This window comes from Flavobacterium flavigenum (assembly GCF_027111255.2).
In the GTDB taxonomy this organism is placed as follows: domain Bacteria; phylum Bacteroidota; class Bacteroidia; order Flavobacteriales; family Flavobacteriaceae; genus Flavobacterium; species Flavobacterium flavigenum.
Window position 1 is genome coordinate 264,872 of sequence record NZ_CP114285.2, and the last position, 26,056, is coordinate 290,927.

Genomic DNA, 26,056 nt, shown 5'->3' on the forward strand with positions numbered 1-26,056 from the left:
TTATATAGTTTCAGAATTTGGGGCAGTTTCTTCAAATTCTGTTTTTCTAGTAAAGGTAATTTGAATTATCAGTCCGTTGTCATTTTTCATTTCAAAAATTCCATCAATCTGGTCGCTTAATCCCGTAATTAAATTTACACCTAATGATTTTTTTTCGATAAAATTAAAATTTTCAGAAACACCAATTCCGTTATCTGCAATGACTAATTTATACGTGTTTTCGCCAATGCTTTTAAGTTCAATATGAACTTCACCATTTTTGTCAACAGGAAATGCAAATTTTATGGCATTACTAACAGATTCGTTTATTATTAATCCCAGCGGTATAGCTTGTGAGACATCCAGACAGACTTTTTCTATATCAAGAATAAAATGTATCTGGTCATCGATTTCAAAACATTCTTTGATATAATCTATCAATTCATAAATATACCAAGACATGTCTATATTGGTCAGATTATCAGATTGATATAGTTTTTGATGAAGTATTGACATTGCCTGCATTCTGTGCTGGCTGTTTTGTATCGCCAGCAAGGCATCTTCGTTGTCTAAATAAGCGGATTGTGTATTGAGTAAACTAATTACAATTTGGAGATTGTTTTTTACTCTATGATGAATTTCTTTTAAAAGCCATTCTTTTTCAACGAACATTTTTTGGTTCAGTTTATTTTGCTCGTCGATTTCCTGTTTTTTTATTTCCAGTTGTTCGTTGATTTTCTTTTTCAACCAAAAACAATTGTAAAATAATATTATAAAAAGAACTAAAATAACCAGACTTACTATAAAAACATATAGAATTACGGCGTCGTTTCGGGTTTGAATTTTTTGCAGTTTGTGCTCTGCAGTTAGCGAATAACTGATTCTATTTTTATAGGATAAAATAAAAATTGACTTGGTCTGAGCAGTCAAAAAAAGGTTTACTGTTAAAAATAAGAAAGCGGCATATAAATGACGCACATGTTTTTGGACAGAAAAGAAGGCTCTACTATTCATTTTTTTACAATAATCGATTATCAAAATTCTGCAAATTCATGTGCGTTACTATTTAATTGTTTCTATGATACCAGTAACAAATAATCATGGCAGCTCCGGGTAAAATTAAAGTTCCAAGACCAAAAAACTTTCCGGCAACGGCTCCAAGAAAACAGCCAATTAGAAAACCAAAAATGGTAACCAATTGTTTCTTAAAACTTAAAAGCGAATCGGCATCGTTTGTCCCGTTTTTTATTAAGTTTCCTAAATCCAGAGAAGCTTGTGTTACGTTTCCTGTCATCATCGTTGTAGGTCCGTGGGTTTCTTTAGCAAATAATTTTCCGAAAGCATTCTGAAGTCCCATCGCAAAAACGGTTGTCATCGCTACGGTGTACATTGTCCATTCTGAAAATATTTCTAAATAGCCAAAAACATAAGAAGCAATTCCTGACAGCAGCAATATGACGCCTTCCCAAAATAAAATAGTATAGCGGTTTACACTTTTTAAAGCGATTCTGCCGCCAACGATTACCGCTAAGATGAAGATTGGAAAAGTCAATAATTTGATCCAGGCATGCACATCAGAACCTTTAATAATCTGATAAGCAAAGACAATAAAGTTGCCCGTAACGTGCGCCGAAAATATCGAATCGGCTGCCACGAAAGTAACAGTGTCGCAATACCCTGCTATCATTGTGAGAAGCAGGGTTACGTACCAAATATTTTTTTGAATTTCCATAGTATTAATTTAAGTGGGCACGAAGCATCCACGCCATTTTTTCATGAGTTTCTACAAGACCTGTAATAAAATCACTTGTTCCGGCATCTTGTAAATCATTAGCAATAAAATTGATGTTTTCACGCAGATAAATCACGATGCTTTCGTGATCGATAAGCAATTCTTTAATGAAACCGTTAGCATCATTTTTCTCTTTTAACTCTTCTGAAAGATGGGTTAATTCTAAGAAGTCTTTTAGGGTTGCAGGAGTATAATGGCCTAAAGCTCTTACTCTTTCTGCAACGGTATCCATAATTTCGTCAAGTTCTTCATATTGTTTTTCGAAGAAAAGATGTTTGTTGTAAAAATCCGGACCTTCAATATTCCAGTGTGCTCTTCTTGTTTTTGTATAAAGAACAAATTCATCTGCGAGAACTTTAATTAATGCATCAACTGCTTTGTTAATGTTTTCTTGTTTAATTCCGATGTTTGCTTTCATTTTAAATTAGGTTTAATAAATAATAATCAAGTGAATATTTTCCTGCGCCAAGCGCTAGAATTAGTAATAGCGATAAAGTGTACATATAAGGAACGTCGCGTACTTCGAGCGAATCTTTTCTGTGCACTACAAAATAACCAACAGCTGTTACGCCAATTGTCGGTAAAACTGCTAAACGAGTTCCAAGTCCGAGAATAATAAAAAACGGAACTACAGTATCTGAAAAAGCCGCCACCAATCCGTTTAGTTTTTCAGGAAGGTGCAATGGATTTGGAACGTGTTCTTTTTGTCCGTTTTCAACTCTGAATTTTTTCATTCCGTGCACTCTGAAAAGTTCAACAGCCAAAAGAATTCTAAAAACCAGAATTGCAGCATTGTTGAATGAACTTCCTAAATCAGAGTTTAGGATTTGTTTTATAAGGTCTATCATTTTTATAATATTAAAAAGCAAAACAAGAACACCCTAAAGCACCCCAAAATGCATTGTAATTGTTAACTGGAACATTGCTTAATCTTGCAGCGTCGTGATTGTGTAAGTGCACATCGCAGCTGCCGCTGCAGTTGTGTATTTTTGATGTTAAACTTGGTTTTGCATGAGTATGAGCATTTTTCTCAATTGTACTTTGAAAACTGTTTCTTGCTGGATATCCGTTGTATATATTCGTCGGCGACCAATCTGGAAGAATCGGAATATGCGGCGGAGAGAAAGAAGAGAAATCGCCATTTGCATAGACAATTTTTCCGTCTACAATCGTTAAATCAGCTTCGATTTTTTTGATGTCTTCATCGTCAATGCTAAAATAATCACGATCCAGAACCACTAAATCGGCAAACATTCCTTTTTTGATATCTCCTTTTTTAGCTTGTTCTTGAGAAAACCAAGCGCTTCCACGAGTATATAATTCCAAAGCTGTTTCTCTGTTCAATCGGCTTTCATTGTATAATTGTAAACCTCCAACAGTTTTTCCAGCCGTCATCCAATACATAGAAACCCACGGATTGTAACTGCTTACACGTGTAGCATCTGAACCTGCACCAACAGGAACTTCCATTTCAATCATTTTTTTGATTGGCGGTGTGTTTTCTGCTGCTTTTGCGCCGTAACGATCGGTAAAATATTCGCCTTGATACGCCATTCTGCTTTGAACGGCGATCCCTCCGCCAAGTGCTTTTACACGTTCGATGTTGCGTTCGTCAATAGTTTCAGCGTGGTCAAAAATCCACGGTAAACCGTTAAACGGGACTTCACGGTTTATCTTTTCGAAGACATTCAAAAATCTGGTAATGCTTTCGTTATAAGTAGCATGAAGCCTAAACGGCCAGCGATTTTCTACCAAAAGACGAACTACTTTTTCTAGTTCTGCTTCCATGTTTTCTGGTAAATCAGGTCTTGGCTGTAAAAAATCTTCAAAATCGGCTGCAGAGAAAACCAACATTTCACCCGCACCGTTATGACGATACATATCATTTCCCTGATATAATTTTACTGTATCAATCCAATCGGAGAAATCTTCAAATTCTTGTTTTGGTTTTTGAGTGAAAAGATTGTACGCAATTCTAACCGTCAATTGTTTCTTTTCATTTAATTCATTTACGACTTTATAATCGTCAGGAAAATTCTGAAAACCGCCGCCGGCATCAATCACACTTGTGATTCCAAAACGGTTGAGTTCTTTCATAAAATGACGTGTCGAATTGATTTGATGTTCATACGAAAGTGTCGGCCCTTTTGCTAAAGTCGAATATAAAATCATCGCGTTTGGTGTTGCAATAATCAATCCTGTTGGCTCTCCATTTGCATCTCTTTCGATATGTCCTCCTGGAGGAGCTGGTGTATTTTTGTTGTAACCAACGGCTTTAAGCGCGGCTCTGTTCATAATTGCTCTATCATACAAATGCAGAATAAAAACAGGCGTTTCTGGAGCAATTGCATTGATTTCTTCTAAAGTAGGCATTCTGCGTTCGGCAAACTGAAACTCTGACCAACCGCCCACAACACGAACCCATTGCGGATTTGGAGTGCGGTCTACTTGTTCTTTCAACATGCGAAGCGCATCAGCAAGAGAAGGAACTCCGTCCCAGCGCAATTCTAAATTATAGTTTAATCCGCCGCGAATTAAGTGAATATGCGAATCGTTGATTCCAGGAACCACTCTTCGGTTTAAAAGATCAATTATTTTGGTTTCTCCTGATGCAAAACTCATGATCTCGCTGTCATTTCCAACGGCAATAAATTTTCCGTCTTTTATGGCTACAGCGGTTACATTTGGCGTTTCGGCATTGAAACTGTGAATTTTTCCGTTGAATAAAATTAAATCTGCTTTCATAATTTCTATTATTTAGAATTTAATTTTGTGATTGCTTCTTTAATTCCTTCGCCTGCAATGGTGTAGAAAGCTGGACCAGCAAGCAGAATAATTTTAGTTAATGGCTTATTGTCGGATAATTTTTTCTCTTTCAAATAATTCTGCGTTCTATAAGCCTCAAAAGAACCTAAAACTACATTTGTCGCAACCAAAGCTGTTGGAGAATCGATTCCAGCATCTTTAATATCGCTTGCAAAAGAAAAGTTGCTGACTCCCAAACGCAAAGCCTCACGTATCGCAACACTTCCTACACTGATCATTAAATCTGGAGTAAATTTATTACGGTCGCCTAAACCAATAAGTAAAAGTTTTTTTGATGCTAAAGTTCCTTTTGGCGGTGTAATCAATAAAGTTTCAAGAGCATGTCCGGTAAATTTGCCGCTTTTTCTTAATTCGGTAATCAGACCTTTAAAAGCGTCGTCAAGATGAACCATTCCGTTAAGGTTGGCAGGAAGGGCAGGAGGATTAAAAATATCCCCTTCTGTATATTCGAAAACGCAGGCAACTTGTAAATCTGCTTCTGCTGCAGATGGTCCTTGAACCAACCCGTTTACAGCAACTCCGTCTACTTTTCCCCAAGTTGTAGTCGATCCGAGTGCAGCGTTTTGTGCAAAAGCAGTATTTGTTAAGCCTGCGAATAGTAGAAAAATTAGAGTCGTTTCTCTAATCGCATATTTTTTTAAAAGAACTAAGTTTTTCATATTTAGAATTTTAGTTGATGTTGTTTTTATTTTAAACATATAATGACGTAGATTTTGACGCTGATGACACGGATTCGCTATCGCGAAAACGCGGATTTACACAGATTCTTTTTTTAGGACTTTATTTAAAAATCCGTTTTTATCAGCGTTTTCGCGATAGCGAATCCGTATCATCCGTGTTCTTTTTAGGATATGTGTTTAAAAGAATTATGTTTTTAAAATTTAAATCCAAGTCGGGCATTCCAGAAAATACCGTCTTTAGAATTTGGAATAATGTCGTTGATAAAAGCGCCTGTTTTAAAATACTGAATCCCGCTTACGACTGATATATATTTGTTGACGCTGTAAGTGAAATTGGCTAAATAAGCCGTTCCGATATAACGTTCGTTTGATTCACTTCCTCGAAGATTCAATGTTCCGCTTGGTCTGTAAACTCCGTCTTGTGTTGAGAATCGCCAGTTAAAAACCACATCGACCTGCATCTTCAGCGTTGGCAGTAAATCCATTGTGGCGTAAGGGTGAATATCGATAAGATTGACTGGCCCAACTTGCGGACTAAAACCAAAATAACCCCCTTTTGGATACAACGGATTAAACGTTTGTAAGTTTGGATTGTCTTTGTCTTTATCTCCAGAAATGTAATCGTTGCGAAGATTTATCGTCGGTTTAAATTTGATATTTTCAAAAGAATAACCCAAATCTGCCGATGCTGTCCAGGCATTTATATCTCCTGAACCAAAACTTCCGAATTGATAAGCAGCTTCAAGATTGTAAATAAAACCGCCGCCGTACTTCCAAAATCTAGTACCAACGGTATGTCGTTTTTCGGGAGCAATTCCTTGTTCAAAAAGCGATTCATTTCTTTTGATTCCGAGATAATACAAATCCAGATTTCCTGCTTTTGGGAAAATGATTTTAGAATAAGTACCCCAAAGATTCAGTTGTTTCGACATTTTATTATCAAAAGCTCCAGTGTAAATCGTATCGGCCATCATGGCAAAACCGTCAATCGAGAATCGGGCAGAGGAGTACATTATTTTTCCTCCTGTAAAATACAATCTTGCATTTGGCCCTTCTCGTACCGAAATTAATCTTCCAGATCCGTAATCGAGTTCTTGTCTTCCGGCGCGGACAATGAGTTTTTTATCTTTTTGCTGCCAAAGTGTGACATCCAAAAACAAATTCTGAACATTCAATTGATCTTCGTCAATACCTCTTGCTCCATTTACTCTGCCGTCTTCTAAGGCACTTCTCAATTGTGCAAACACTCTAAAGTTTTTTCCTAAATGAATATCGGCATGAAGATCGTAGCGCTGTAAAAGGAAATTGTTGTGACCAATATTTAATCTTCCCCAATCTTCATTATTGAAATCAACATATTCATATCGTGCTTCGCCTCCAAAAGACAGGTAAAAGTCTTTTTCCTCGTTTAAAGGAACAAATTTTAATTTCTCGTAAAAGTTTCGGGTAGAATCTTTCAGTGATTCATAATTTTCGTCGTAACGCAAAAGCTTAAAGTTTTGCGCCGATGCGATACTTCCCAAAAAGAGAAAAAGAAAAAGTAACTTGACGTTGTTTGATATGATTTTTGTTGATTTCAAAATAATGAAGCGTAAAAGATTGTTTGTTTTGTTTCAGGTTTCAAGTCTGCTATTGAAATTTGAAATTGATTTAGTGTTTCAACATATTATGAGCATAGTGAATTCCTAATCCGTAAGAACCACCGTGTTTTTTCATTAAATCAGTTACTGGAACATACGTTTCCTGACGTCCCCAATCTCTTTGAAGTTCTAATAAATACTGAATTGAAGTTATTGGGATTGCACCAGCCTGAATCATTCTTTGTACGGCACGTTCGTGTGCTTCAACGCTTACATCTCCACACGCATCTGTAATTACGTAAACTTCATAACCTTCTTCAATTGCCGACAATGCCGGCCCAACAATGCAAACACTTGTCCATAATCCTGCCAGAACTATTTTTTTCTTATTTTTTGCTGTGATTGCTTTATAAGCGTTTTCGTCTTCCCAAGTATTCATTGATGTACGATCAATATATCCTGAAGTTGCAATTGGGAAAAATTCTTCTACTTCTGGGAAAACTGGACCCGAAAAACTTTCTTCGGCAACTGTTGTAACTACAGTTGCTACATTAAAGATTTTTGATGCACCGCCAATAATAGCAACGTTATTTCTTAATTCGCTTAAAGCGATATTGCTTGTAGCAAATGCCATTTGACCTTCAAAGTCAATTAATACTAATGCGTGATTGTCTGGTGATAATAAGTTTACTGATGGTTTCATGTTATTTATTTTTAAAAATTATTAATTAGTTAGACCTGTAAATTGTTAGGCTTTGATGATTTGTATTGATTTGTGAGGAAAAATTGCCTCCTGTTTTAGCGGGAGTTTTTTAATACATAGAAACATAGATCCTTCTTGTTTAAATTGAAAGAAACTAGTTTCTCACACACAGCTATGTGCATTGATGCAATTGAAATGCCTTTTTTCGCAATGAAAAACTATGTTTCTATGTGTTAGGAAAAATTATGTTCAATGTGTAGAAAGTTTTTTGATCATTTCCACCGAAACTGAATCGGCGTAAATGCCGAAAGCACTTGTCAAAACTCCTTTTATATTATAGACGTCAGAGATGATTCCGTACACAATATCTTCGTCGCCTGGATCTGTATCGCCTTCAAAACGGAATATATATTCAATCTTAAATTCATCTGGAGACATAGACTGCGAATTATTGTTGTAACGAATACAGTTTACATCAAGATTAAAATTTTGTGTAAAACCTTGAAGATTGAGCCATTGAAGCGCTTCTGTAACTGTGTCAAAGGAAGGTTGTTGAAATAAACTCATAAGAAGTTTTTTTTTAAACTGCCCGTAAAAGAAATTTTTAACAGGCAGTTTGGTTAATTAAAGTCTGTCAGATTACGCTTTAATAAATTCTAAAATATCTTTATTGATTGTTTCAGCTTCTGTAGTCGGCATGCCGTGAGGAAAACCTGGGTAGGCGATTAATTTTCCATTTTTCAATAATGCTGCTGCTCTTGGAGCCTGACCAAATGGTACAATTTGATCGTCTTCTCCATGAAGAACTAAAACCGGGATATCTAAACTCTGAAGATCTTCTGTAAAATCGGATTCAGAGAAAGCTTTAATTCCGTCATAATGAGCCAAAATAGAACCCATCATTCCCTGACGCCACCAATTGTGTTTGATACCTTCTTGAACAGTTTGTCCTTCGCGGTTCCATCCGTAAAATGGAATAGGAAAATCATAAAAATATTGTGCTCTGTTAGCTGCTGTTCCTTGTCTGATTTCGTCAAAAACAGATAATGGCACACCTTCAGGGTTCGATTCTTTTTGAATCATAACTGGTGTCACAGCGCTGATGATTATCGCTTTTGCAACACGTCCTTTTCCGTATTTTGCTGCGTAACGAATTACTTCACCGCCTCCAGTTGAGTGTCCTACGTGAATAGCATCTTTTAAATCTAACGCTTCAGTCAATGCTGCTACGTCTGCTGCGTAAGTGTCCATGTTATTTCCTTCAGAACTTTGTCCAGAACGTCCGTGTCCGCGGCGATCGTGAGCAATAACTCTGTAACCTTGTTTTAAGAAAAACATCATTTGTGCATCCCAATCATCACCAGATAATGGCCATCCATGGTGGAAAACGATCGGTTGTCCTGTTCCCCAGTCTTTGTAATAAATCTGTGTTCCGTCTTTTACTGTAATTGTGTTCATTTGCTATGGTTTTTAATTATTGATTTAATTTTTAATATATTATTTGTTAATTGTGTGATTCTGTGTTATTGATACTGCAAATCTATTGTGGAGTATAAAGTGAATCTATTAATCTAGATTAAGAAGGTATTTTTTGCTATTAGTTCTTAATCTAGATTAATCTTTCTGGCTTTTGTCCAACGGAATATTTTGATTGTTTTTATTTGAATTATTAGAACAATGCACAAGAATAGCCAAATAACATACCTTTTCTCTGATGTCTTTGTTTATAAGGTGTTTGTAAATTTTGACTGTGTTTTTTTGTTACGATATATCGTAAATTTATTAGTGCAGTAATGAGAATTAAGGAAATTTACAGAGCTAAATATGTAGCAAAAAAAGTCTGATAAGATTTTTTAAACCTTATCAGACTTTTTTAAATGAAAAATTACTTCCTGTTCTTCATAAACTAAAGAGAAAATGCGAAAGTAGTATTAAAAAATCAGCTTTTACTTTTGAGAAATATTGTTTTTTATAAATTGAATTTCAATTACAGCACCATTATCATTAAAAAACGAAACTTCTCCATCAAGCTGTTGCGCCAAACCACTGATTAAATTGATGCCTAAACTCTCAGAAATATCAAAATCTTTAGGGAAACCAATTCCGTTATCTTTGATTTGAAGTTTTACTTTAAAGTTTTCAAGAGACTTCATACTTATTAAAATAGTTCCTTTTTGATTCTCTGGAAATCCATATTTTATGGCATTTGTAATACTTTCATTCAAAATAAGACCAACAGAAACGGCTTGCGCTTCATCTACAAGTAACGGATCAAGATCTACTTCAAAAATGATATTTTGCGTATCAAAAGTATCGCGGAAGTTGTGGAGTAGATCATTAATATAATTTTCCATTTCAATTTCCCGTACAATATCTGTTCGGTACAATTTTTTGTGCAAAAGAGAAATCGCATATAATCTGTGCTGGCTTTTTTGAATGGCGTCAAATGCTTCTTTATTTTTTAAAGTAGACGATTGCGAGTTTAAAAGACTCATCACAATCTGCAGATTATTTTTTACACGATGATGAATCTCCTGCATAAGTGATTCTTTTTCAACAACCAGTTTTTGAAGGGCTTCATTTTTATGATCAATTTCATTTTTCTGATCCATCAAAAGCTCATTATTTTTTTTCTTGGATTGATAACTTATCCAAAATAAAATGATGCTCACCAAAAGAAAAGCAACGACGCAAATACCAAATTTTATGGTGCTTTGTGCTTTAATTGTTTTTTCTTTTTCGGCATTCATATTTGATTTTAACGCAGAAAACTCTTTTTCTTTTTTTTCAAGACCATATAAAATCTGCAATTCTTCAATTTGCTTGTTTTTTTTCTCATTAAAAATAGAATCATTCAAATTCTTATATTTCTGAAAATATTTGATTGCTGTAATGTAATTTCCTTTTGCAGAATCAATTTTAAAAAGATATAAATTGGCTTCCTTTACTTGAGAGAGTTCTACAATTCCGCTGGAAAAATCAAGTGATTTTTGAAAATTCACTTTGGCTTTATCATAGCTTTTATGCTCTTCGTAGAATTTTCCAAATTCAAAATATGCCTTAGATAAATCAATAATATACATAGGAGAATTGCTTTCTTCATATAAGTTTATCATTTCTATAAACTTAGCCTCGGCACGTTTTGTCTGGTTGTTTTTGTTGTAGCAATAGGCCAGCGAACCATATATAATGGCTTTATCTGTATTTTTTTTAGGCGGATATTCTTTTATAATATTTTGTACCTCTTTTAAAGCTTGTTTTGGCTTTTTTGTCTGAATTAATTCTTTACTCAATAAATCAGTAAAAGAATATAAGTTGGTATAATCCATTTCCTCTCTGGATTTAAGAATAGCGATTGCTTTTGTAAGCAATTCGATGCTTAAATCATATTTACTAAGATCTTTGTAGGCAATTGCCAGCTGTTCGTAAAAATCGGGAGCAAAGTCAAAATCCTTTGTTTCTTCCATGTATTTTACACAGGCAAGAGAATAGTAAAGGCTTTTCCCCAAATCGCCTTTCAGTCTATTAACATCTGCTAGTAAATCATAGGTAAAATGCAGTTTTTTATAACCGATTTTTTTGTAAATACCCAAAGCCTGAAAGAGTTCTTTTTCGGCGAAATCCAATCTTCCTTGGTTTAAATGTGCATCTGCTTTGTATTTTATGAGGTATGCATAATCCTCAAATCGGCCTAGATTTTTATAAAGTGCAGCAGCTTTATCAAAACATATTACGGCTTCATCAAAGGAATTGAAATTTCGCGGTGACTGCCAAAATAATCTTTTTCCCTGCTTTGTCCATAAATCGGCTTCTTTTTTATATTGTTTGGTTTTTTGATAAAAAGCCATAACCTTTTGATAAAACTCAAGCGCTTTAGGATAATTATTTTCTTCGAATAAAAGTTCGCCGTAATAGAAAAGACATTTGTGTTTCAGATTCTCATCGTTGATTTTATGGCTAAGAACAAAAGCCTTGTTAAAATTAATACGGGCACTGTCCATATCAATTTTATAGCTATCGGGTTTATATAAAAAAGCTTCCCCATTTTCAAGAAGGTTTTTGATTTTTTGTAAAATTAAAGAATGCTTTTTTTGAGTTGTATCTAAATTAGAAACTACTTGGGGATTTATAGGGTAGGAATACCTGCTAAGTATAAAAAAGAAAGCAAACCACAATTTTGCAATGCAGCATTTAATCATATTATAATATAAAATAACTTTAGAAAATTAATTTAGTTTTCAAATTGTTTTTGAAGAATTTTAGCAACAGCTAATGTACTTCTTTATTACTGCTAATTAAAAAAGGTATTCGTGTAAGATGGTATTAATCTGATTTTTTCAATCCCAGTTTTAAGGAACTTAACTGTAGTTTACAAACATACAAAAAGTAATAATAGCATATTAAATTAAAAATTTCTTATAAAAAATCAAGAAGATCAATTGTTAACTAAGATAAGTGCAATTTGGATATGCAAACAAAAACTGGAGAAAAAGTTAAACTACATTTTTATAATTAGCTTATTTGTTTTTAAATAAGCTTGTTATTTGTGGATAAATTTGTTCGTGTTTCAAAGTTAGTGGTATGAGATTTTGAAACTTCTAACCTTTTGAAATTGAACAAATTTTAGAAATGAATAATTTAAAGTTAGAAGTAATGCTCATCTTTTTTGTTTTAATATTTCCTTAAATGAGTAAAAATCGGATATGGTGATCCATAGTTAGTGATGGTATGAATTTGCAAACCAAATATCAGCAAAGGTTGTAAAGGCAAAAGATTTACTTTTTTCCGAAAAAACACATCAGATGATTACAACGATATTAAAGAGGAATGTAAAAAAAACCGAAAATTTAGAAGAGGAACTATCAGCTTTTATGTCAGAACACAAAAATCTTGACATTAAGAAAAGTCTTGAGGGAGCAATTGTTATGATTCGCAAGCTATCAAGAGTTTATAAAGAGGGTGATATAGAGTTTAAGCGGAAAGTTATAAGTTCGATATACCCTTAAAAATTGGTTTTTGATGAAACACATATCGAACACCGCGAGTTAATGTTATCGAAAGGTATATCTTGTTGCTTAATAAGGTTTTATTTGATAAAAAAAACCGAACAAATAGACTGCACCCAAAAGTTTAGACAAATTTATAATTAATTTTGATAATGATGAGCTCGATATTGTATCGGGCTCATTTTGTTTAAATTTGACTTGATTCTTTCTCTATTGTAATAGATAATATAATTTTCGATATCTTGTTTTAATTGACTTATAGAACTGTACTTTTTAAGGTAAAACAATTCGGATTTTAATATCCCGAAGAAGTTTTCTATAATCGCATTATCCAGACAATTCCCTTTTCTGGACATACTCTGTACGATTCCTTTTTTTTTCAATAAATGCTGGTATTGTTTCATTTGGTATTGCCAGCCTTGATCAGAATGTAAGGTCAAATTAGTATTGTTTGGTATTTTCTTAAATGCTTTTTTTAACATCACGACCACTTGACTAAATACGGGTCGTTCCGCTAGCTCATAACTGATAATTTCTTGGTTGAATAAGTCTATAATAGGCGATAAATATAGTTTTTTTCCTGATACATTAAACTCGGTTATGTCGGTTGCCCATTTTTTATTTGGAGCTTCTGATTTAAAATTGCGTTCCAAAATATTAGGTGCGATTTTGCCCTGTTCCCCTTTATATGATTTATATTTCTTTATTCTAATAATGCTTTTTAGCCCTAATAGCTTCATCAATCTGAAAACTGTTTTATGATTGATAGTTATCCCTTTATTGTTCAATTCGTCGGTAATTCTTCTATAGCCATAACGACCTTTGTGCTTGTGATAAATGGATTTTATAAATTCTTTTATGATTTGATACTTATCCACAGATTTGTTTTGTTTTTCATAGTAGTAAAAACTGCTACGTGCCATATTAGTACGATTCAAAAGTAAATCTAAATCATATAAATGCCTTAATTCCATTATGGCTTGCGCTTTTTGGCTGCTTCTTCGGCTTGAATTAAGGCTTGTAGCTTTTTTAGCAAATCGTTCTCACAGCGCAGGGCTTCAATTTCCAAGAGAAGTTCTTCTTCCCTGGATAATGGCTTGTCTGATTTGCGTTTTTTACGTTTGAAATTGCTCATAGATTTGGGCCTGCCTTTGGGTTTTGGTTGTAATGCTTCAACTCCAAAGTTAGCAAAATCTTTTTGCCATTTTAACAGAATAGCTGCATCGGCAATATTAAACTTCACCGAGGTCTCGCGTAAGGAAAGTGATTCTTTTTTAATGGCTTTTAGAACCTTTAACTTAAAATCAACCGTATAATTATGATTCCTTCTAGGTAATAAGCCGTCTTTGCCGTATGCTTTATAAAAAGCTACCCATTTACGGATATTGGACTCGTCCAAACCCTTCAATCTTGAAACATACACGTTCGAATAATGTTTCTTTAAAACTAATTCTACACATTCTAACTTAAATGCATAATTGAATTTTACTTTTCTGTTCATAAAAAATGCCCCAAATAGTGTCTAACTTTTTGGGGCATGTTCAAAATGAATCAATATCTCATTTGTCCGGTCTTGTAGCCCTGACGGGACAATTCTCGAACCTTTTTGTTGATGATGTGAATAAGTTAAGTTTGGAATGAATTGTATATTTCAATTTTCTTAGTTTATTTTAATGTACTAAAAGACGTATATGTTTTTAGGTCTTGTTTCAGACCCTCCAACACTTTCTATTTCTTTAGTAACTACAGGATATCTGCCATTACCGCCCCCAACTTGAGTATCACCTAGTCTATCTTCAGACTCCTTTGGATTTCCACTAGCAATTGAATCTATCCAGCCGGAATGAGAATGTAACTTTGATAAGTATAACCATTTTGTTGTTTTAAGTTTTCATGCCTGTTTTTTTTTGATTCATTAAAAATTTAATAAAAAAATCATATTGATAAATAGTAAAATTGTATAAGGCCCGTATAGCTTTGCAGTAAACTAAAACTAATGTAGTGAACGTAGAATACAATACTTTTTTAAACAAAAAACCTGTTTTCAATAAAGTTTACGAACAAAACTGGAAAGCTCTGTTTACTTTTGCTTTTAATATTTTGCGTGATAAAGGATCAGCTGAAGATATTATTCAGGAAATATTTATTGATTTTTGGGTACGGATGAATGATACTGAAATTCAAAATTACACTGCATATTTATTTCAGGCAGTTCGAAACCAATGCGCAAAAAGCCTCAGAAATAAGAAACTAACAGCTTTTGAATTACAAGTATTAGAAGAATCTATACAATTGATAGATGAGGAAGAATTTGCTGAATTTCCAAAAGAGCGTTTAGTTGAGCAAGTCAGACAAAAGGCAAATGAAATCTTACCTCCAAAGTGCCTTGATATCTTTAATCTTAGATTTCATGAAAATATGAGTATTAAAGAGATTGCTGAATATAAAAAGATATCTGTAAGCACAGTTGAAAATCAAATTAATAAGGCTTTAAAAATGTTAAAGACAGAAAATAATTACTACATTAAATTATTGGCCATCCTTATTTTTTGTTCTTAACCAGAGTTCTTTTCAAGCTTTTTGTTAAGAATGTTAACAAATTGTAATCCTTTAAAAATTTTATAGGTGCTGCCTGCTTTTCGTGTACTATATAATAAAGACCTTATTAAATAGTCATATGCAAAAACAGTACAAGTATCTTTTTAAAAGATACAGTGAAGACAAATCTTCTGAAAAGGAGAAAAAAATAATAGATACCTATTTTAACAAAATTCAGAATAGCGGTATTACAGAACAGGATATTGATAATGTTTTGGGAGATCGTATTTTGCTTAAAATAGAAGAGCGTTTAGAGAGAAAAAAGAAAACCCATTATTATAAAATTTCGGCATCTGTTGCGGCGGTTATACTTTTAGGAACGGTGCTGTTTACTTTTAATTCTATTTTTAAAACGAATCATTTTATTACTGTTGCTGCCCAATTTGGCGAGCAAAAAAATGTACGATTACCTGATTCCTCCATGGTTTATTTAAATTCAGGAAGCAGTATAGTTTATCCGGAGCACTTTGGAGAAGATTCCAGAGAAATTACTTTAAAAGGAGAAGCTTATTTTGAAGTTGTACACAAAGAAAAACATCCATTTATAATTTCTTCAGCTCATTTAAAAACACAGGTTCTGGGTACTAGATTTATTGTAACCAATTATGAAAAAGGTATTCCTTCAGTAACGGTTGTTTCGGGAAAAGTAAAAGTTACAGATCAGCATTCGTCTAAATCAGAAATTATCACTAAAAATCAGAGAGTGACTTATGATGATGTTTCCGGGGCTTTTATAAGATCCAATAATATAGAATCATCAAATTACCTGGCATGGAAAGAAGGAAGAATCTTTTTTGATCATGCTCAGATAGATCAGGTATTGCTAACACTTCAAAGAAAATACAATATGGTACTGAAACTGGATTCAAAACTTTATCAATGCAATACTATTAGTGGAAATTTCTCAGGCAATGACATTAAAAAAATCTTAAGCAGTATTCGTTTCATTAATGATATGGAATATAGCGCAATTAAAAATGATACCATAAAAATTAAACTAAAACCCTGTAAAAACTAGTGCCTATGCAGAACTGAAAGACTACTCGAAAAAACATAAAAGAAACCCGAATATGGCGGCCACCAATCATCGGGTCACATTAATTGCAAAAAATTAACATAAAACAAATATATTCAAATTATGTATCTTGTAACAAATAAAAAAAATAATAAAAAGAATATACTTTTCTTTTTTTTGGTTACGTTATGGACACAAGTGACATTTGCGTCAGCATTTACCTCGCAAAGCACAGAATCTACTCCAGTATCAGTTTCAAAAAATGTTTATGAACTCAAAGCTTTATTTAAAGCTATTGAAAGTCAAACTGATTTTTCGCTTCTTTATTCTGACGAGGTTGCAAAACTTAAAACTCAAGTTCCTGTTAGTTCAGGAACACAAACAATAGCATCATTACTTAAGGAAGCTGCTGTTAAATTTAACGTTGCTTATCAAATAAATGATGGTTTGATTACTTTTAAAATGAATAATCCTGCTAAAGGTAAAAAGACAGTAAATGTCGCAAAGCAAATAAAAATATCAGGGACAGTTACGGATAATTTAGGTAAACCCATTCCTGGAGCTACAATTCTGATTGAGGGAACATCAGTAGGTGTGCAAACAGATTTAGACGGAAAATACAGTATTGAAGCCGAAGAAGGAGAAATACTTGTTTTTGTTTATATGGGATTTAAGACGGTTAAACAAAAAGTTGAAAAAGAAAGGATAATCAATATTACCCTTGAAGAGGAAGCTGAAGCACTAAACGAGTTAGTAATTACTGCCTTAGGAATTAAACGAGAAGAAAAGGCTCTTGGGTATGCTGTACAAAAAGTCGAGGGCTCTTCAGTTCAAACGGTAAAAGGTGTAGATGTTGCAACGTCATTAACTGGTAAGGTATCAGGTTTACTTGTAAAAAACAGCACTGAATTTGCAGAAGCCCCAACTGTTGAAATTCGAGGCGAAAGTGCCTTATTAGTTATTGATGGAGTACCTTATGGAAACATGACTCTTAGAGATATTCCTGCTGATGATATAGAATCTTTAAGCGTACTTAAAGGAGCAACAGCATCAGCTTTATATGGCTATCGTGGCGCCAGCGGTGCTATTGTTGTAACAACCAAAAAAGGAAGTTCCAAAAAAGGCCTTACCGTATCACTTAACAGCAGTACTATGTTCACAGCGGGTTATTTGGCAATTCCTGAAACTCAAACAACTTTTGGAAGACAGATAGACGCTACTACCAATATGTATAAAGGAACAGGGTCTTGGGGAGTACCAATGGAGGGGCAAGAAGTTGTTCAGTGGGATCCGGTTAGTAAATCCTATAAATCGATGCCTTACTTACCAATAGGAAAGAATAATTTTAAAAACTTTCTGGATCAGGGTTATATTTTAAATAACAACTTAAGTGTAACACAGCAAGGAGAATTAGGTAACCTTAGATCATCTGCAACTTGGGTTAACAATAAAGGGCAATATCCAAATTCTCAATATGATAAATATACTTATACATTAGGTGGAGACATTAGTTTAGATAAATTCAAATTATCATCTTCAATATCGATAAATAAGCAAAGCTCTCCAAATACTGGATTTAATGGTTATAAGGGCTATGATCCTATGTATAATATTCTGGTTTGGTCATCCCCGGATTACGATATACGAAAATATAAAGATTATTGGCTTGTAAAAAATGAGTCGCAAAATAACAGTTATACCGGTACAAATAATAATCCTTATTTTGACAGATTTGAAAGATTACACAGCTTAGACCGTAATGTTTTTAACGGTTTTGTTTCGGCGAGTTATGAAATAGCTCCCTGGCTTAATGCTACTGTCAGAACTGGTTTTGATACATATAATAATAAGCAGACTGTTAGAATTTCAAAAGGATCTCTGGTTGGTGCTGGTGTTTCTACAGTTATTCTTAATGGGACTGAGATTTGGGGAGAATCTTTAAAAGGATCTTATAATGAAGGTTTAGGAAGTGGCTATAGCTCTAATACTGATTTTATCTTAACTGGAAATAAAAAAATTAATGATTTTGATATTGAGGGTCTTTTTGGAGGAACTATTTATTATACACAGGATGAAGGTATTGAGGCCAGAACCCAAGGCGGACTTTCTGTTCCAGGTTTCTATTCTTTAAAAGCTTCTGTTACTAATGCTGTTGTAAACTCTTCTGTTTACAAAAGACAGGTAAATAGTTTTTATGGAAGACTTGCCGGATCATGGAAGGGAATGGCTTTTCTTGAAGGTACTTTACGAAAGGACTGGAGTTCGACACTTCCTGAATCTACACGCTCTTACCTTTATCCATCTGTTTCTGGCAGTTTTTTAGTCTCAGAAGTTTTGCCAAAATTTGATTGGTTATCCTTATGGAAACTTCGAGGCTCCTGGACATCATCTAAAACCCCGGCAGGAGTTTATGATATTAATTCAGTTTACAATATTACAACCAATGCTTGGGGAGGTTTAAACTCCGCTTCTTATCCTGATGTTATACGTGGAAACGAAGTTAGGCCCGAGTCAGCAAGTACTTGGGAAATAGGAACAGCTGCAACTTTGTTCAAAAAACGTTTATCATTTGATTTTACTTATTATTCAAAGAGAATGTACGACTTTTTAACCGCAACAAATGTGAGCAGTGCTTCAGGTTTTAACTCAAATTATATCAATATAGATCAGGAAATTACCCGAAGAGGAGTTGAGCTTACATTGAATTTTACCCCAATAAAAACAGCCGACTGGCAATGGGATGTAATGGCAAACTGGTCTAAATATGCACGTTATTATACTAAGCTGGACAAAGAATTTTCGGCCGACAGGCCCTGGGTAAAAGTTGGAAACAGAGTTGATGCTTTTGTTATAAATGATTTCCAGAAAAATGCAAATGGAGCTATTATTTATGAAAATGGACTACCGGTCTATTCTGCTTATGAATCAGTTTATGGATATGGCGATCCTGATTGGATTTGGGGGCTGACATCTTCACTTCGTTATAAAAATTTCACTTTGAATATTGCTGTAGATGGACGAGTAGGAGGTTTGGCACAAACTACAACCGAAATGTATATGTGGCAGTCTGGAAACCATCCTGACTCTGTAAATGATATTCGTTACAAAGATATTACCACAGGTACGAGCAATTATGTTGGAGATGGGGTAAAAGTAATTTCTGGTACAGTAACTTATAATGCCTACGGCAATATTACGAGTGATACCAGACAATATGCTTCAAATGACGTGCCTGTTACTTACGAGAATTATGTAAAAAGAATTCATAAGGGTACAGCTTGGGGAGGTAATCCATCTCCTGCGGATACCTATAGCACTACTTTTTTGAAATTAAGAGAAGTCTCACTTACTTATAATGTCCCGAAGTCAGTATATAGTTTTATAAAAGCAAAAAATGCTACCATATCAGCAATAGGTCAAAATTTATTCCTTTGGGCAAAAGATTTTAAATATTCTGATCCGGATGGAGGAGTTGATAATTTTAGCGATCCGTCACAACGTTTTGTAGGTTGCAATATTAAACTTGAATTCTAAATTGAAAAGTAACATAATTAAATTATTGATATGAAAAAAATAATCGTTGCAATTACAGGTATGTTAATGTTTTCCAGCTGTAGTAATTTTGATGAAATCAATACCAACCCTAATACGCCTACCCAGGTAAGTGCTTCATTATTAGCTACAAATATAATTCTGAATATTGCTAAATATCAAGGCACTGATTCAAAAGAATATATTTCTGAAAATGCTTTACCAAAATATGTTGGTTATGCAAATGAAGGACAATTGGGAACTCAATACAACTTAATAGCAAATTCAAGTTTTAACAAAATGACCATTTTACCTGATATTGATAAAATGTTACTTGCCGCTCAAGGCAGCCCGGCAGAAAACTCATATAAAGGGATAGGTCATTTTATAAGAGCATATACTTTTTATCTTCTGACCATGAAAATGGGAGATATTCCATATAGTGAAACAAATCTTGGACTGCAAGGAAATTACAAACCAAAATACGATTCTCAAAAAGAAGTTTTTATTGGTATTCTTGGTGAATTAGAACAAGCACGTATTGATTTCTCTGCAGGTGTAGCCTTTGATGGTGATCCAACAATTTTTAAAGGAAATCCCCAAAGATGGAGAAGAGCCTGCAATGCATTTGAACTTAAAGTTCTAATGACTTTGAGTGGAAAAGAAAGCGATGCTGATTTAAAAATTAAAGAGAAATTTGCCAGTATAGTTAATGAAAATATGCTTCTTCAAGATGATTCTGATTATTTTGGTTTAGAATATAATAGCGTAAACCTTCATCCGTTATACAGTACAAACGATATGTTTACCGGTCGAACTATTTTAAGTGATATTATAGTAGACAATCTTAAAAGACTAAATGATAAACGATTGTTTTATTTTGGAGAACCCTCAGCTGATCAAATTGCAAAAGGATTATCTCAAAATAATTTTATGGCTTACGCAGGTGTAAAAACTTCGTTAGATTACGGATTAATGAATGCCAATTATTCAGCGGGTAAATATTCTAAAATAAACCTGAGATACCAAACCAAACAAAATAGTGATCCAAGAAGGCTTCTTACATATGCTGAGCAGGAATTGATTTTGGCTGAAGCAAGAATCAAAGGTTGGATTACTACATCAAGTGCACAGCTTTATTATGAAAACGGAGTTAAAGCTGCCTTAAAAAATGTCATGAGTACAGACCCTTCTTTTGCGCACGGAAATCCTATTGTACAAATTGATATTGATAATTATTTTACCGGTGAAGCAGCATTTGCTGCAGATGTAGATACTCAATTAAAGCAAGTTTGGATGCAGCGCTATTTGCTTAATTTTTTAGTTGATGGAGAAACTTCTTATTTTGAATATAGAAGAAATAAATATCCTGATTTTAATATTGACCCGTCAACTAACTTAAATGTTAATAGTCCTAATAGTATGCCAATGAGGTTTTTGTATCCTTCTTCAGAATTGAATTATAACAGTCAAAACTTAATGGAGGCATTAAACCGTCAATTTGGAGGTTATGATGAAATTAATAAAACAATGTGGCTTTTAGCAAATTAGCAAAAAGATATATTCATTTTTAGTTTAGTTTTTTTTTCACGCTGCTCTTCATAATTAGAGCAGCGTTTTTATTGGTGAATAATAGAAAATAAGAAATCAAATTTATAAGGATTTAAAAATAAAATTATGAGAATAGTGAAACTTTTGATAGTTATTCTTTTGGGAATACAAATGAAGGGACAGCATTTAAAAATAATGAGCTACAACATCCGTGTGGATCATAAAGCTGATGGTGATAATGACTGGAGCCACCGCAACGATTTCTTTACATCACAAATTCAGTTTTATGAACCAGATGTATTTGGAATTCAGGAAGCGGCAACAAATCAGGTAAATGATATTGCAAATAGACTTCCTCAATATAGTTTTGTTGGTATAGGAAGAGAAGGTGTTGGAAAAGGAGAATCCTCTACTATTTTTTATAATAAAAAACGTTTAAAAATGCTATTAAATGACACTTTTTGGCTTTCAGGAACCCCCGGTGAAATTTCTTTGGGTTGGGATGCGGCATATAAAAGAGTCTGCACCTATGCATTGTTTAAAGATGTAAAAACAAAGCAACTTTTCTGGGTTTTCAATACCCATTTAGACCATGTTGGTGAACAAGCAAAAATAAATGGTATAAAACTTATTCTTTCTAAAATTAAAGAAGTGAATAATAAAAATTATCAGGTCATTTTTACTGGAGATTTAAATTCAGAGCCAAACTCAGATGCGATTTTTCTTCTAAAGAAAGAGATGAAAGATACCAGAGCAATTTCAAAAACAAAACCTTTTGGTCCTTCTGGAACTTTTAATGGTTTTAAGCATAATGAACCCGTAACACGATTATTGGATTATATTTTTATATCCAAAGATGCTAGTTTTAAAGTAGAAAAATTTGCCGTTTTAAGTGATTCAAAAGATTTAAGATATCCATCAGATCATTTGCCTGTTTATATAGAATTGAGTTATTAAAAGAATGTGGATATGTTTTTTAAGTTTGACTTAATGGGACTCGAACCATATTTCCTTGAAAACACAGGCTTTTAATTTTTATTAGTAGCGGGAAGCATTCAATTATCTAACCGATTTTATGAAGATTTTTTTATGATTGTGAACTCTCGTGAAAGGTTATTGTGGATCAATTTGGAAAGCTATGCTTTTAAGACATCTGACTGTTTTTCCGTTTTGCATTCCTGGTTTCCATTTTGGCATTAGGTTTATAATTCTCAAAAACTCTTTTCCTGATGATGGGCCAAGATCTCTAAGGATTTTTAAGTCAGTTAAACTTCCATCTTTTTCAATTATAAATGTAGCGTAAATTTTACCAGAAGTTTTTTTATTGATTATTTCTTTGGATGCAACATAATTCTTTTTAAGGAAAGCATTCATTGATTCAGGTCCCCCTGGGTATTCTGGAGCAACTTCCAGACCAGCAGTATTGTAAACTTCGTCTGATCCAGCTTCAATAACAGCTTGTACTGGAAACATACTATTATAATCAGATTTTTTAATCTGATTTTCTGTTATCTTTTCAGAATAATTCTCTTTTAGAACAACTTCTTGTTTTACTAATTCTTTTTTATTAGTATTTTTTAAAATATTACTTTTTGTTGATTTATATAGAAACACGTATTCGAATTCTGAAAATAATTCATTGTTGACATATATTTTTTTTGAAATTAAATTCCCCGACTGATCAAAATCAAAAGCTTCTTGATAAATGATTGGGAATTTGTAATAATTCACTATTCTGGAATTGATAAAGAATTTTAGGTAACTGTTGTCACTAGCTTCCATATTGATTTTCTTAATTTTATCATTCCAGTATTCAAATTGAATGTTTTGGTATGAGCTGTTTTTTTGAACATTCATTGTTTTAAGCTTTCCATTACTTTCATAGGTATAATTTGTGACCATAAATTTTGCAGGTTGCATACCTGTAGTGCCTAAAGAGTCTGTGACAAGTCTATTATTTGAGTCATATATAAATTTTTTTGAATCTATAAGTTTAGATGGAATTGCCTGAGTTCCCATGTACTCTTTAGAAGCAACTAAATTTCTATTCTTGTCGTAACTAAATTCTTTAACAGAGGAATTTCCAACTTTTTTTACTAGAAAATTATTAGCATAAAGATATTTTTCACTTTGTTTGAATGTAGAACCGTTAAGCGTAACTAAAGTTTCCGTTAAACTAGATTTATCGTAAATGAAAGTCTTCTGAGAAAAATCTGTAGTATCTATCTTTCCTTTTAAATCGTTAATTCGTAAATCACGAGTTTTTTCAATTTGTTTGTTTTTATTATAAAAATATACAAGGTATGATGATTTTTTGTTTTCAGTTGTTTGCTGGCTTAAAATATTATTGTCTCTATTGTAAGTCTTTACAGTTATATATGTTGGCTTATTATTTGAATATGCAATGTTTTTTGACTCTTTGCCATTTTCATTATAAAAGTTAATTCTTATTGTGTCTTTAGAAAAATTACTATGCTTGTTTTTTATGATAGTAACCATAGATTCAACGTTTTTATAATCATTTTTATCTTGAAAGTAAAATTCTTTTAATGGATTTGGTTCAATAAGAATGTCTGGATTTTCAGGTGTTGAATCTTGTGAAATAGCAAGTAATGGATTTAAGAATAGAAGGAGTAGTAGTTTTTTCATCGTGAATATTTTATGATGCAATGTAAGTTAATTGTAGTAAAAATAAGTAGAAAAAAAACCCTTTTTATTCCTGTAGATTTATACAAGTTTGTTTTCACGATTGCTATGATATGTAAACAACTATAGCGCAGATTTGTAGTCTGTGCCCGCAAAGAGAATCTGAAAAAGGGTAAAAACAAAAAAGCTCCAGATTTCTCTGAAGCTTTTATCGTTGTAGCCATGCCCGAACAAATGTCGAACTTTTTTGTGGAAGATTTACAGAAACTGAAAGTGTTTTAAATTGTTAACACTATTGCTTAGTAGTTTTTTATGTAGAACATATAGTATTGTCAAGCTAAGTAATAATTCAAATCCAAAAATAAATCTTCAAAACAGCTGTAAATACAACGAGGCTCTTACTGAAGCAGATTGTTCTACGGTTTAGTCTTTTCAGATGGGTTCTAAGTGTCAAGTTTTTCCTTTCTATATGATTTGTACCGAAACGTTTTACCGAATGCATTTTTTCATCAAGCAAATATCGATAATTTTTCAATCTGTCCGTAAATATCTTCTTTGCGTCAGATAATTTTAAAGTATCCAAGACACGGTTAAGTGTTTTATTAGTTCGTTTCCCAACATTAAAACTGACAACTGTTTTAGAATTCTTTTCCAATGCATAAACTAGCCAAATATAATTTTTCTTGTGCCTGATATAAGTGCGCAGTTCATCAACTTCATCGATTTTGCCTTTACTGATAATAGGCTTTGTAATGTTTCTGGCAATTGAGATGATTCTTTTCAATAGTGTAGTGGCTGATATTTTCAATATTCTTGCTGTGCTTCTTATTCCTAAACCTTCTTTTGTGAACAACACAATCTCCTGATTGATATCCCTTTTGTAAGCATTATACCTATAGTGAATTTGTTGTCTTTTTTGACAAAGGCAACATTTATAACGCTGATTGCCGTTAGATTGAAATCCATTTTTTATGCATTTACCATTACAAAAATTACATTTTATTTTCATGACCTAATTTGAAACACTAAGGTAAGGCAAAAGCATTTTAAGGCTTATTAAAAGACAAAAAAAGAAAGAGACAACCAATTGGTCATCTCTTTTTCTATTCAATAATTAAAATTTAATCTTCTTTTTCAGTTAGTTAAGTGGTTGAATTATAAAAATACCTAATATGTAAAACTACCGATTGATAAACAGTTTAATTTACAGCATACTATCAAATACTTTATTTACTAATTTAAACTTTGTTCTCTAAAAGCATTTGGCGAAATTCCTACCTCTTTTTTAAACAAACGTGAAAAATAGGTTGCGTTTTCAAATCCCAGCGAAATCGAAATTTCGGCAATGTTCATTTTGCCTTCCTTCAATAAATTTTTTGCTTCCGAAATTAGATAGAGATGAATCAATTCTAATGCGGTTTTTCCAGTTTCTTGTTTCAATATATCACTCAAATAACGAGACGATATATTTAGTTTTTCTGCCATATAACTCACAGTAGGAAGTCCAAAATCAGTATTCTTATTATCCTCAAAATAGGAGGAAAGTAAATCATTAAACTTTGTAAATGTTACTCCGGTTAATTGTTCTCGATTAATGAACTGTCTTTTGTAAAAGCGTTGCGCATATTTTAACATCGTATCCAATTGTGTCAACATAATATCTTTGCTGTAGGTATCGGTATTGTTGTAATATTCTTTTTCGATGCTGCCTACTAAATTCCAAACAATGACTTCTTCACTTGGGGAAAGATGCAAAGCTTCGTTGACATCATAATCAAAATAACTATAGTTTTGAATCTGTTTGTGAAGTATTGAACCCAACAAAAAATCTTGATGAATGAGGATGACAAATCCATTTTCATCTAACTGAAGATTGGAGAAACTTACTTTTTGCTGTGGTCTCATAAAAGACATAGAACCGCAATTATGATCGTATTTTGTTTTTCCATAACCCACACTTCCCGATTTTAATTTCCAAAATCCGATGATATAAAAATCCGACGTAAAATCAAGCTGTGTACTGCCGTCACACTTACTTGGAACTCCTTGAATAATACTAAACAAAGGATGCTCTGGTGGTTTGGTTCCTAATATATTATGGAAATCACTTATTTTATCAAAATGTATCATACTTAAGATTATAAAAAAT

The 26,056-nt window shown here is 33.1% G+C and carries 22 protein-coding genes; 6 read left to right on the plus strand and 16 right to left on the minus strand.

Features of this window, described 5'->3' with window-relative positions; all coding sequences use genetic code 11:
• From OZP09_RS00860 to OZP09_RS00910, 11 genes are all read right to left on the minus strand, one after another.
• Positions 1–993 (minus strand): sensor histidine kinase, encoded by a 993-nt coding sequence (locus OZP09_RS00860; RefSeq protein ID WP_281310115.1) that lies wholly within the window; start codon positions 991–993, stop codon positions 1–3.
• A 52-nt stretch (positions 994–1,045) separates the two neighbouring features.
• Positions 1,046–1,711 (minus strand): YoaK family protein, encoded by a 666-nt coding sequence (locus tag OZP09_RS00865; protein WP_269236034.1) that lies wholly within the window; start codon positions 1,709–1,711, stop codon positions 1,046–1,048.
• Positions 1,712–1,715: 4 nt separating this feature from the next.
• The gene (locus tag OZP09_RS00870; protein WP_269236035.1) at positions 1,716–2,189 is read right to left on the minus strand and encodes a Dps family protein; all 474 of its coding nucleotides are present in this window, start codon (positions 2,187–2,189) and stop codon (positions 1,716–1,718) included.
• Between the two features lies 1 nt (position 2,190).
• Positions 2,191–2,619: a DoxX family protein gene (locus OZP09_RS00875; RefSeq protein WP_269236036.1), complete on the minus strand. Its 429-nt coding sequence runs from the start codon at positions 2,617–2,619 to the stop codon at positions 2,191–2,193.
• Positions 2,620–2,629: 10 nt separating this feature from the next.
• On the minus strand, positions 2,630–4,516 hold the full coding sequence (locus OZP09_RS00880; RefSeq protein WP_269236037.1) for an amidohydrolase: 1,887 nt from the start codon (positions 4,514–4,516) through the stop codon (positions 2,630–2,632).
• 8 nt (positions 4,517–4,524) lie between these two features.
• Complete coding sequence (locus OZP09_RS00885) at positions 4,525–5,256, minus strand: M17 family peptidase N-terminal domain-containing protein (protein ID WP_269236038.1); 732 nt, start codon at positions 5,254–5,256, stop codon at positions 4,525–4,527.
• Between the two features lie 215 nt (positions 5,257–5,471).
• Positions 5,472–6,764 (minus strand): alginate export family protein, encoded by a 1,293-nt coding sequence (locus OZP09_RS00890; RefSeq protein WP_269236039.1) that lies wholly within the window; start codon positions 6,762–6,764, stop codon positions 5,472–5,474.
• A gap of 163 nt (positions 6,765–6,927) precedes the next feature.
• Positions 6,928–7,560, minus strand: a complete 633-nt coding sequence (locus OZP09_RS00895) for a hydrolase (RefSeq protein ID WP_269236040.1) — start codon at positions 7,558–7,560, stop codon at positions 6,928–6,930.
• Between the two features lie 249 nt (positions 7,561–7,809).
• On the minus strand, positions 7,810–8,127 hold the full coding sequence (locus tag OZP09_RS00900) for a phosphoribosylpyrophosphate synthetase (protein ID WP_269236041.1): 318 nt from the start codon (positions 8,125–8,127) through the stop codon (positions 7,810–7,812).
• A gap of 72 nt (positions 8,128–8,199) precedes the next feature.
• On the minus strand, positions 8,200–9,018 hold the full coding sequence (locus tag OZP09_RS00905; RefSeq protein WP_269236042.1) for an alpha/beta fold hydrolase: 819 nt from the start codon (positions 9,016–9,018) through the stop codon (positions 8,200–8,202).
• A 488-nt stretch (positions 9,019–9,506) separates the two neighbouring features.
• A complete protein-coding gene (locus OZP09_RS00910; protein WP_281310116.1) occupies positions 9,507–11,561 on the minus strand; it encodes a tetratricopeptide repeat-containing sensor histidine kinase in 2,055 nt (684 codons plus the stop codon).
• Between the two features lie 801 nt (positions 11,562–12,362).
• Here OZP09_RS00910 and OZP09_RS00915 point away from each other — a divergent pair.
• Positions 12,363–12,566, plus strand: a complete 204-nt coding sequence (locus tag OZP09_RS00915; protein WP_269236046.1) for a hypothetical protein — start codon at positions 12,363–12,365, stop codon at positions 12,564–12,566.
• A gap of 140 nt (positions 12,567–12,706) precedes the next feature.
• On the opposite strand, the gene OZP09_RS00920 is transcribed toward OZP09_RS00915, so the two are convergent.
• Complete coding sequence (locus OZP09_RS00920; RefSeq protein ID WP_281310117.1) at positions 12,707–13,540, minus strand: IS3 family transposase; 834 nt, start codon at positions 13,538–13,540, stop codon at positions 12,707–12,709.
• Complete coding sequence (locus OZP09_RS00925) at positions 13,540–14,067, minus strand: helix-turn-helix domain-containing protein (protein ID WP_269235004.1); 528 nt, start codon at positions 14,065–14,067, stop codon at positions 13,540–13,542. Before OZP09_RS00925 ends, OZP09_RS00920 begins: the two co-directional genes overlap by 1 nt.
• A 500-nt stretch (positions 14,068–14,567) precedes the next feature.
• Here OZP09_RS00925 and OZP09_RS00930 point away from each other — a divergent pair, with 500 nt between their 5' ends.
• The 5 genes from OZP09_RS00930 (at position 14,568) to OZP09_RS00950 (ending at position 22,218) form a co-directional block, all read left to right on the plus strand.
• Positions 14,568–15,125, plus strand: coding sequence for an RNA polymerase sigma factor (locus OZP09_RS00930; protein WP_269236047.1), 558 nt, complete (start codon positions 14,568–14,570; stop codon positions 15,123–15,125).
• Positions 15,126–15,243: 118 nt separating this feature from the next.
• The gene (locus OZP09_RS00935; RefSeq protein ID WP_269236048.1) at positions 15,244–16,182 is read left to right on the plus strand and encodes a FecR family protein; all 939 of its coding nucleotides are present in this window, start codon (positions 15,244–15,246) and stop codon (positions 16,180–16,182) included.
• A 120-nt stretch (positions 16,183–16,302) separates the two neighbouring features.
• Positions 16,303–19,713: a SusC/RagA family TonB-linked outer membrane protein gene (locus OZP09_RS00940; protein WP_281310118.1), complete on the plus strand. Its 3,411-nt coding sequence runs from the start codon at positions 16,303–16,305 to the stop codon at positions 19,711–19,713.
• Between the two features lie 30 nt (positions 19,714–19,743).
• On the plus strand, positions 19,744–21,261 hold the full coding sequence (locus OZP09_RS00945; protein WP_269236052.1) for a SusD/RagB family nutrient-binding outer membrane lipoprotein: 1,518 nt from the start codon (positions 19,744–19,746) through the stop codon (positions 21,259–21,261).
• 126 nt (positions 21,262–21,387) lie between these two features.
• On the plus strand, positions 21,388–22,218 hold the full coding sequence (locus tag OZP09_RS00950) for an endonuclease/exonuclease/phosphatase family protein (RefSeq protein WP_281310119.1): 831 nt from the start codon (positions 21,388–21,390) through the stop codon (positions 22,216–22,218).
• A 156-nt stretch (positions 22,219–22,374) separates the two neighbouring features.
• Here the strand turns inward: OZP09_RS00950 and OZP09_RS00955 are convergent, their stop codons facing one another.
• The 3 genes from OZP09_RS00955 to OZP09_RS00965 all read right to left on the minus strand — a co-directional run bounded on the left by OZP09_RS00955 (position 22,375) and on the right by OZP09_RS00965 (position 26,037).
• Positions 22,375–23,910: an energy transducer TonB gene (locus tag OZP09_RS00955; RefSeq protein ID WP_281310120.1), complete on the minus strand. Its 1,536-nt coding sequence runs from the start codon at positions 23,908–23,910 to the stop codon at positions 22,375–22,377.
• 346 nt (positions 23,911–24,256) lie between these two features.
• Positions 24,257–24,916, minus strand: coding sequence for an IS1 family transposase (locus tag OZP09_RS00960; protein WP_269236057.1), 660 nt, complete (start codon positions 24,914–24,916; stop codon positions 24,257–24,259).
• Between the two features lie 224 nt (positions 24,917–25,140).
• Positions 25,141–26,037, minus strand: a complete 897-nt coding sequence (locus tag OZP09_RS00965; RefSeq protein WP_269236058.1) for a helix-turn-helix domain-containing protein — start codon at positions 26,035–26,037, stop codon at positions 25,141–25,143.
• Positions 26,038–26,056: the final 19 nt, after the last annotated feature.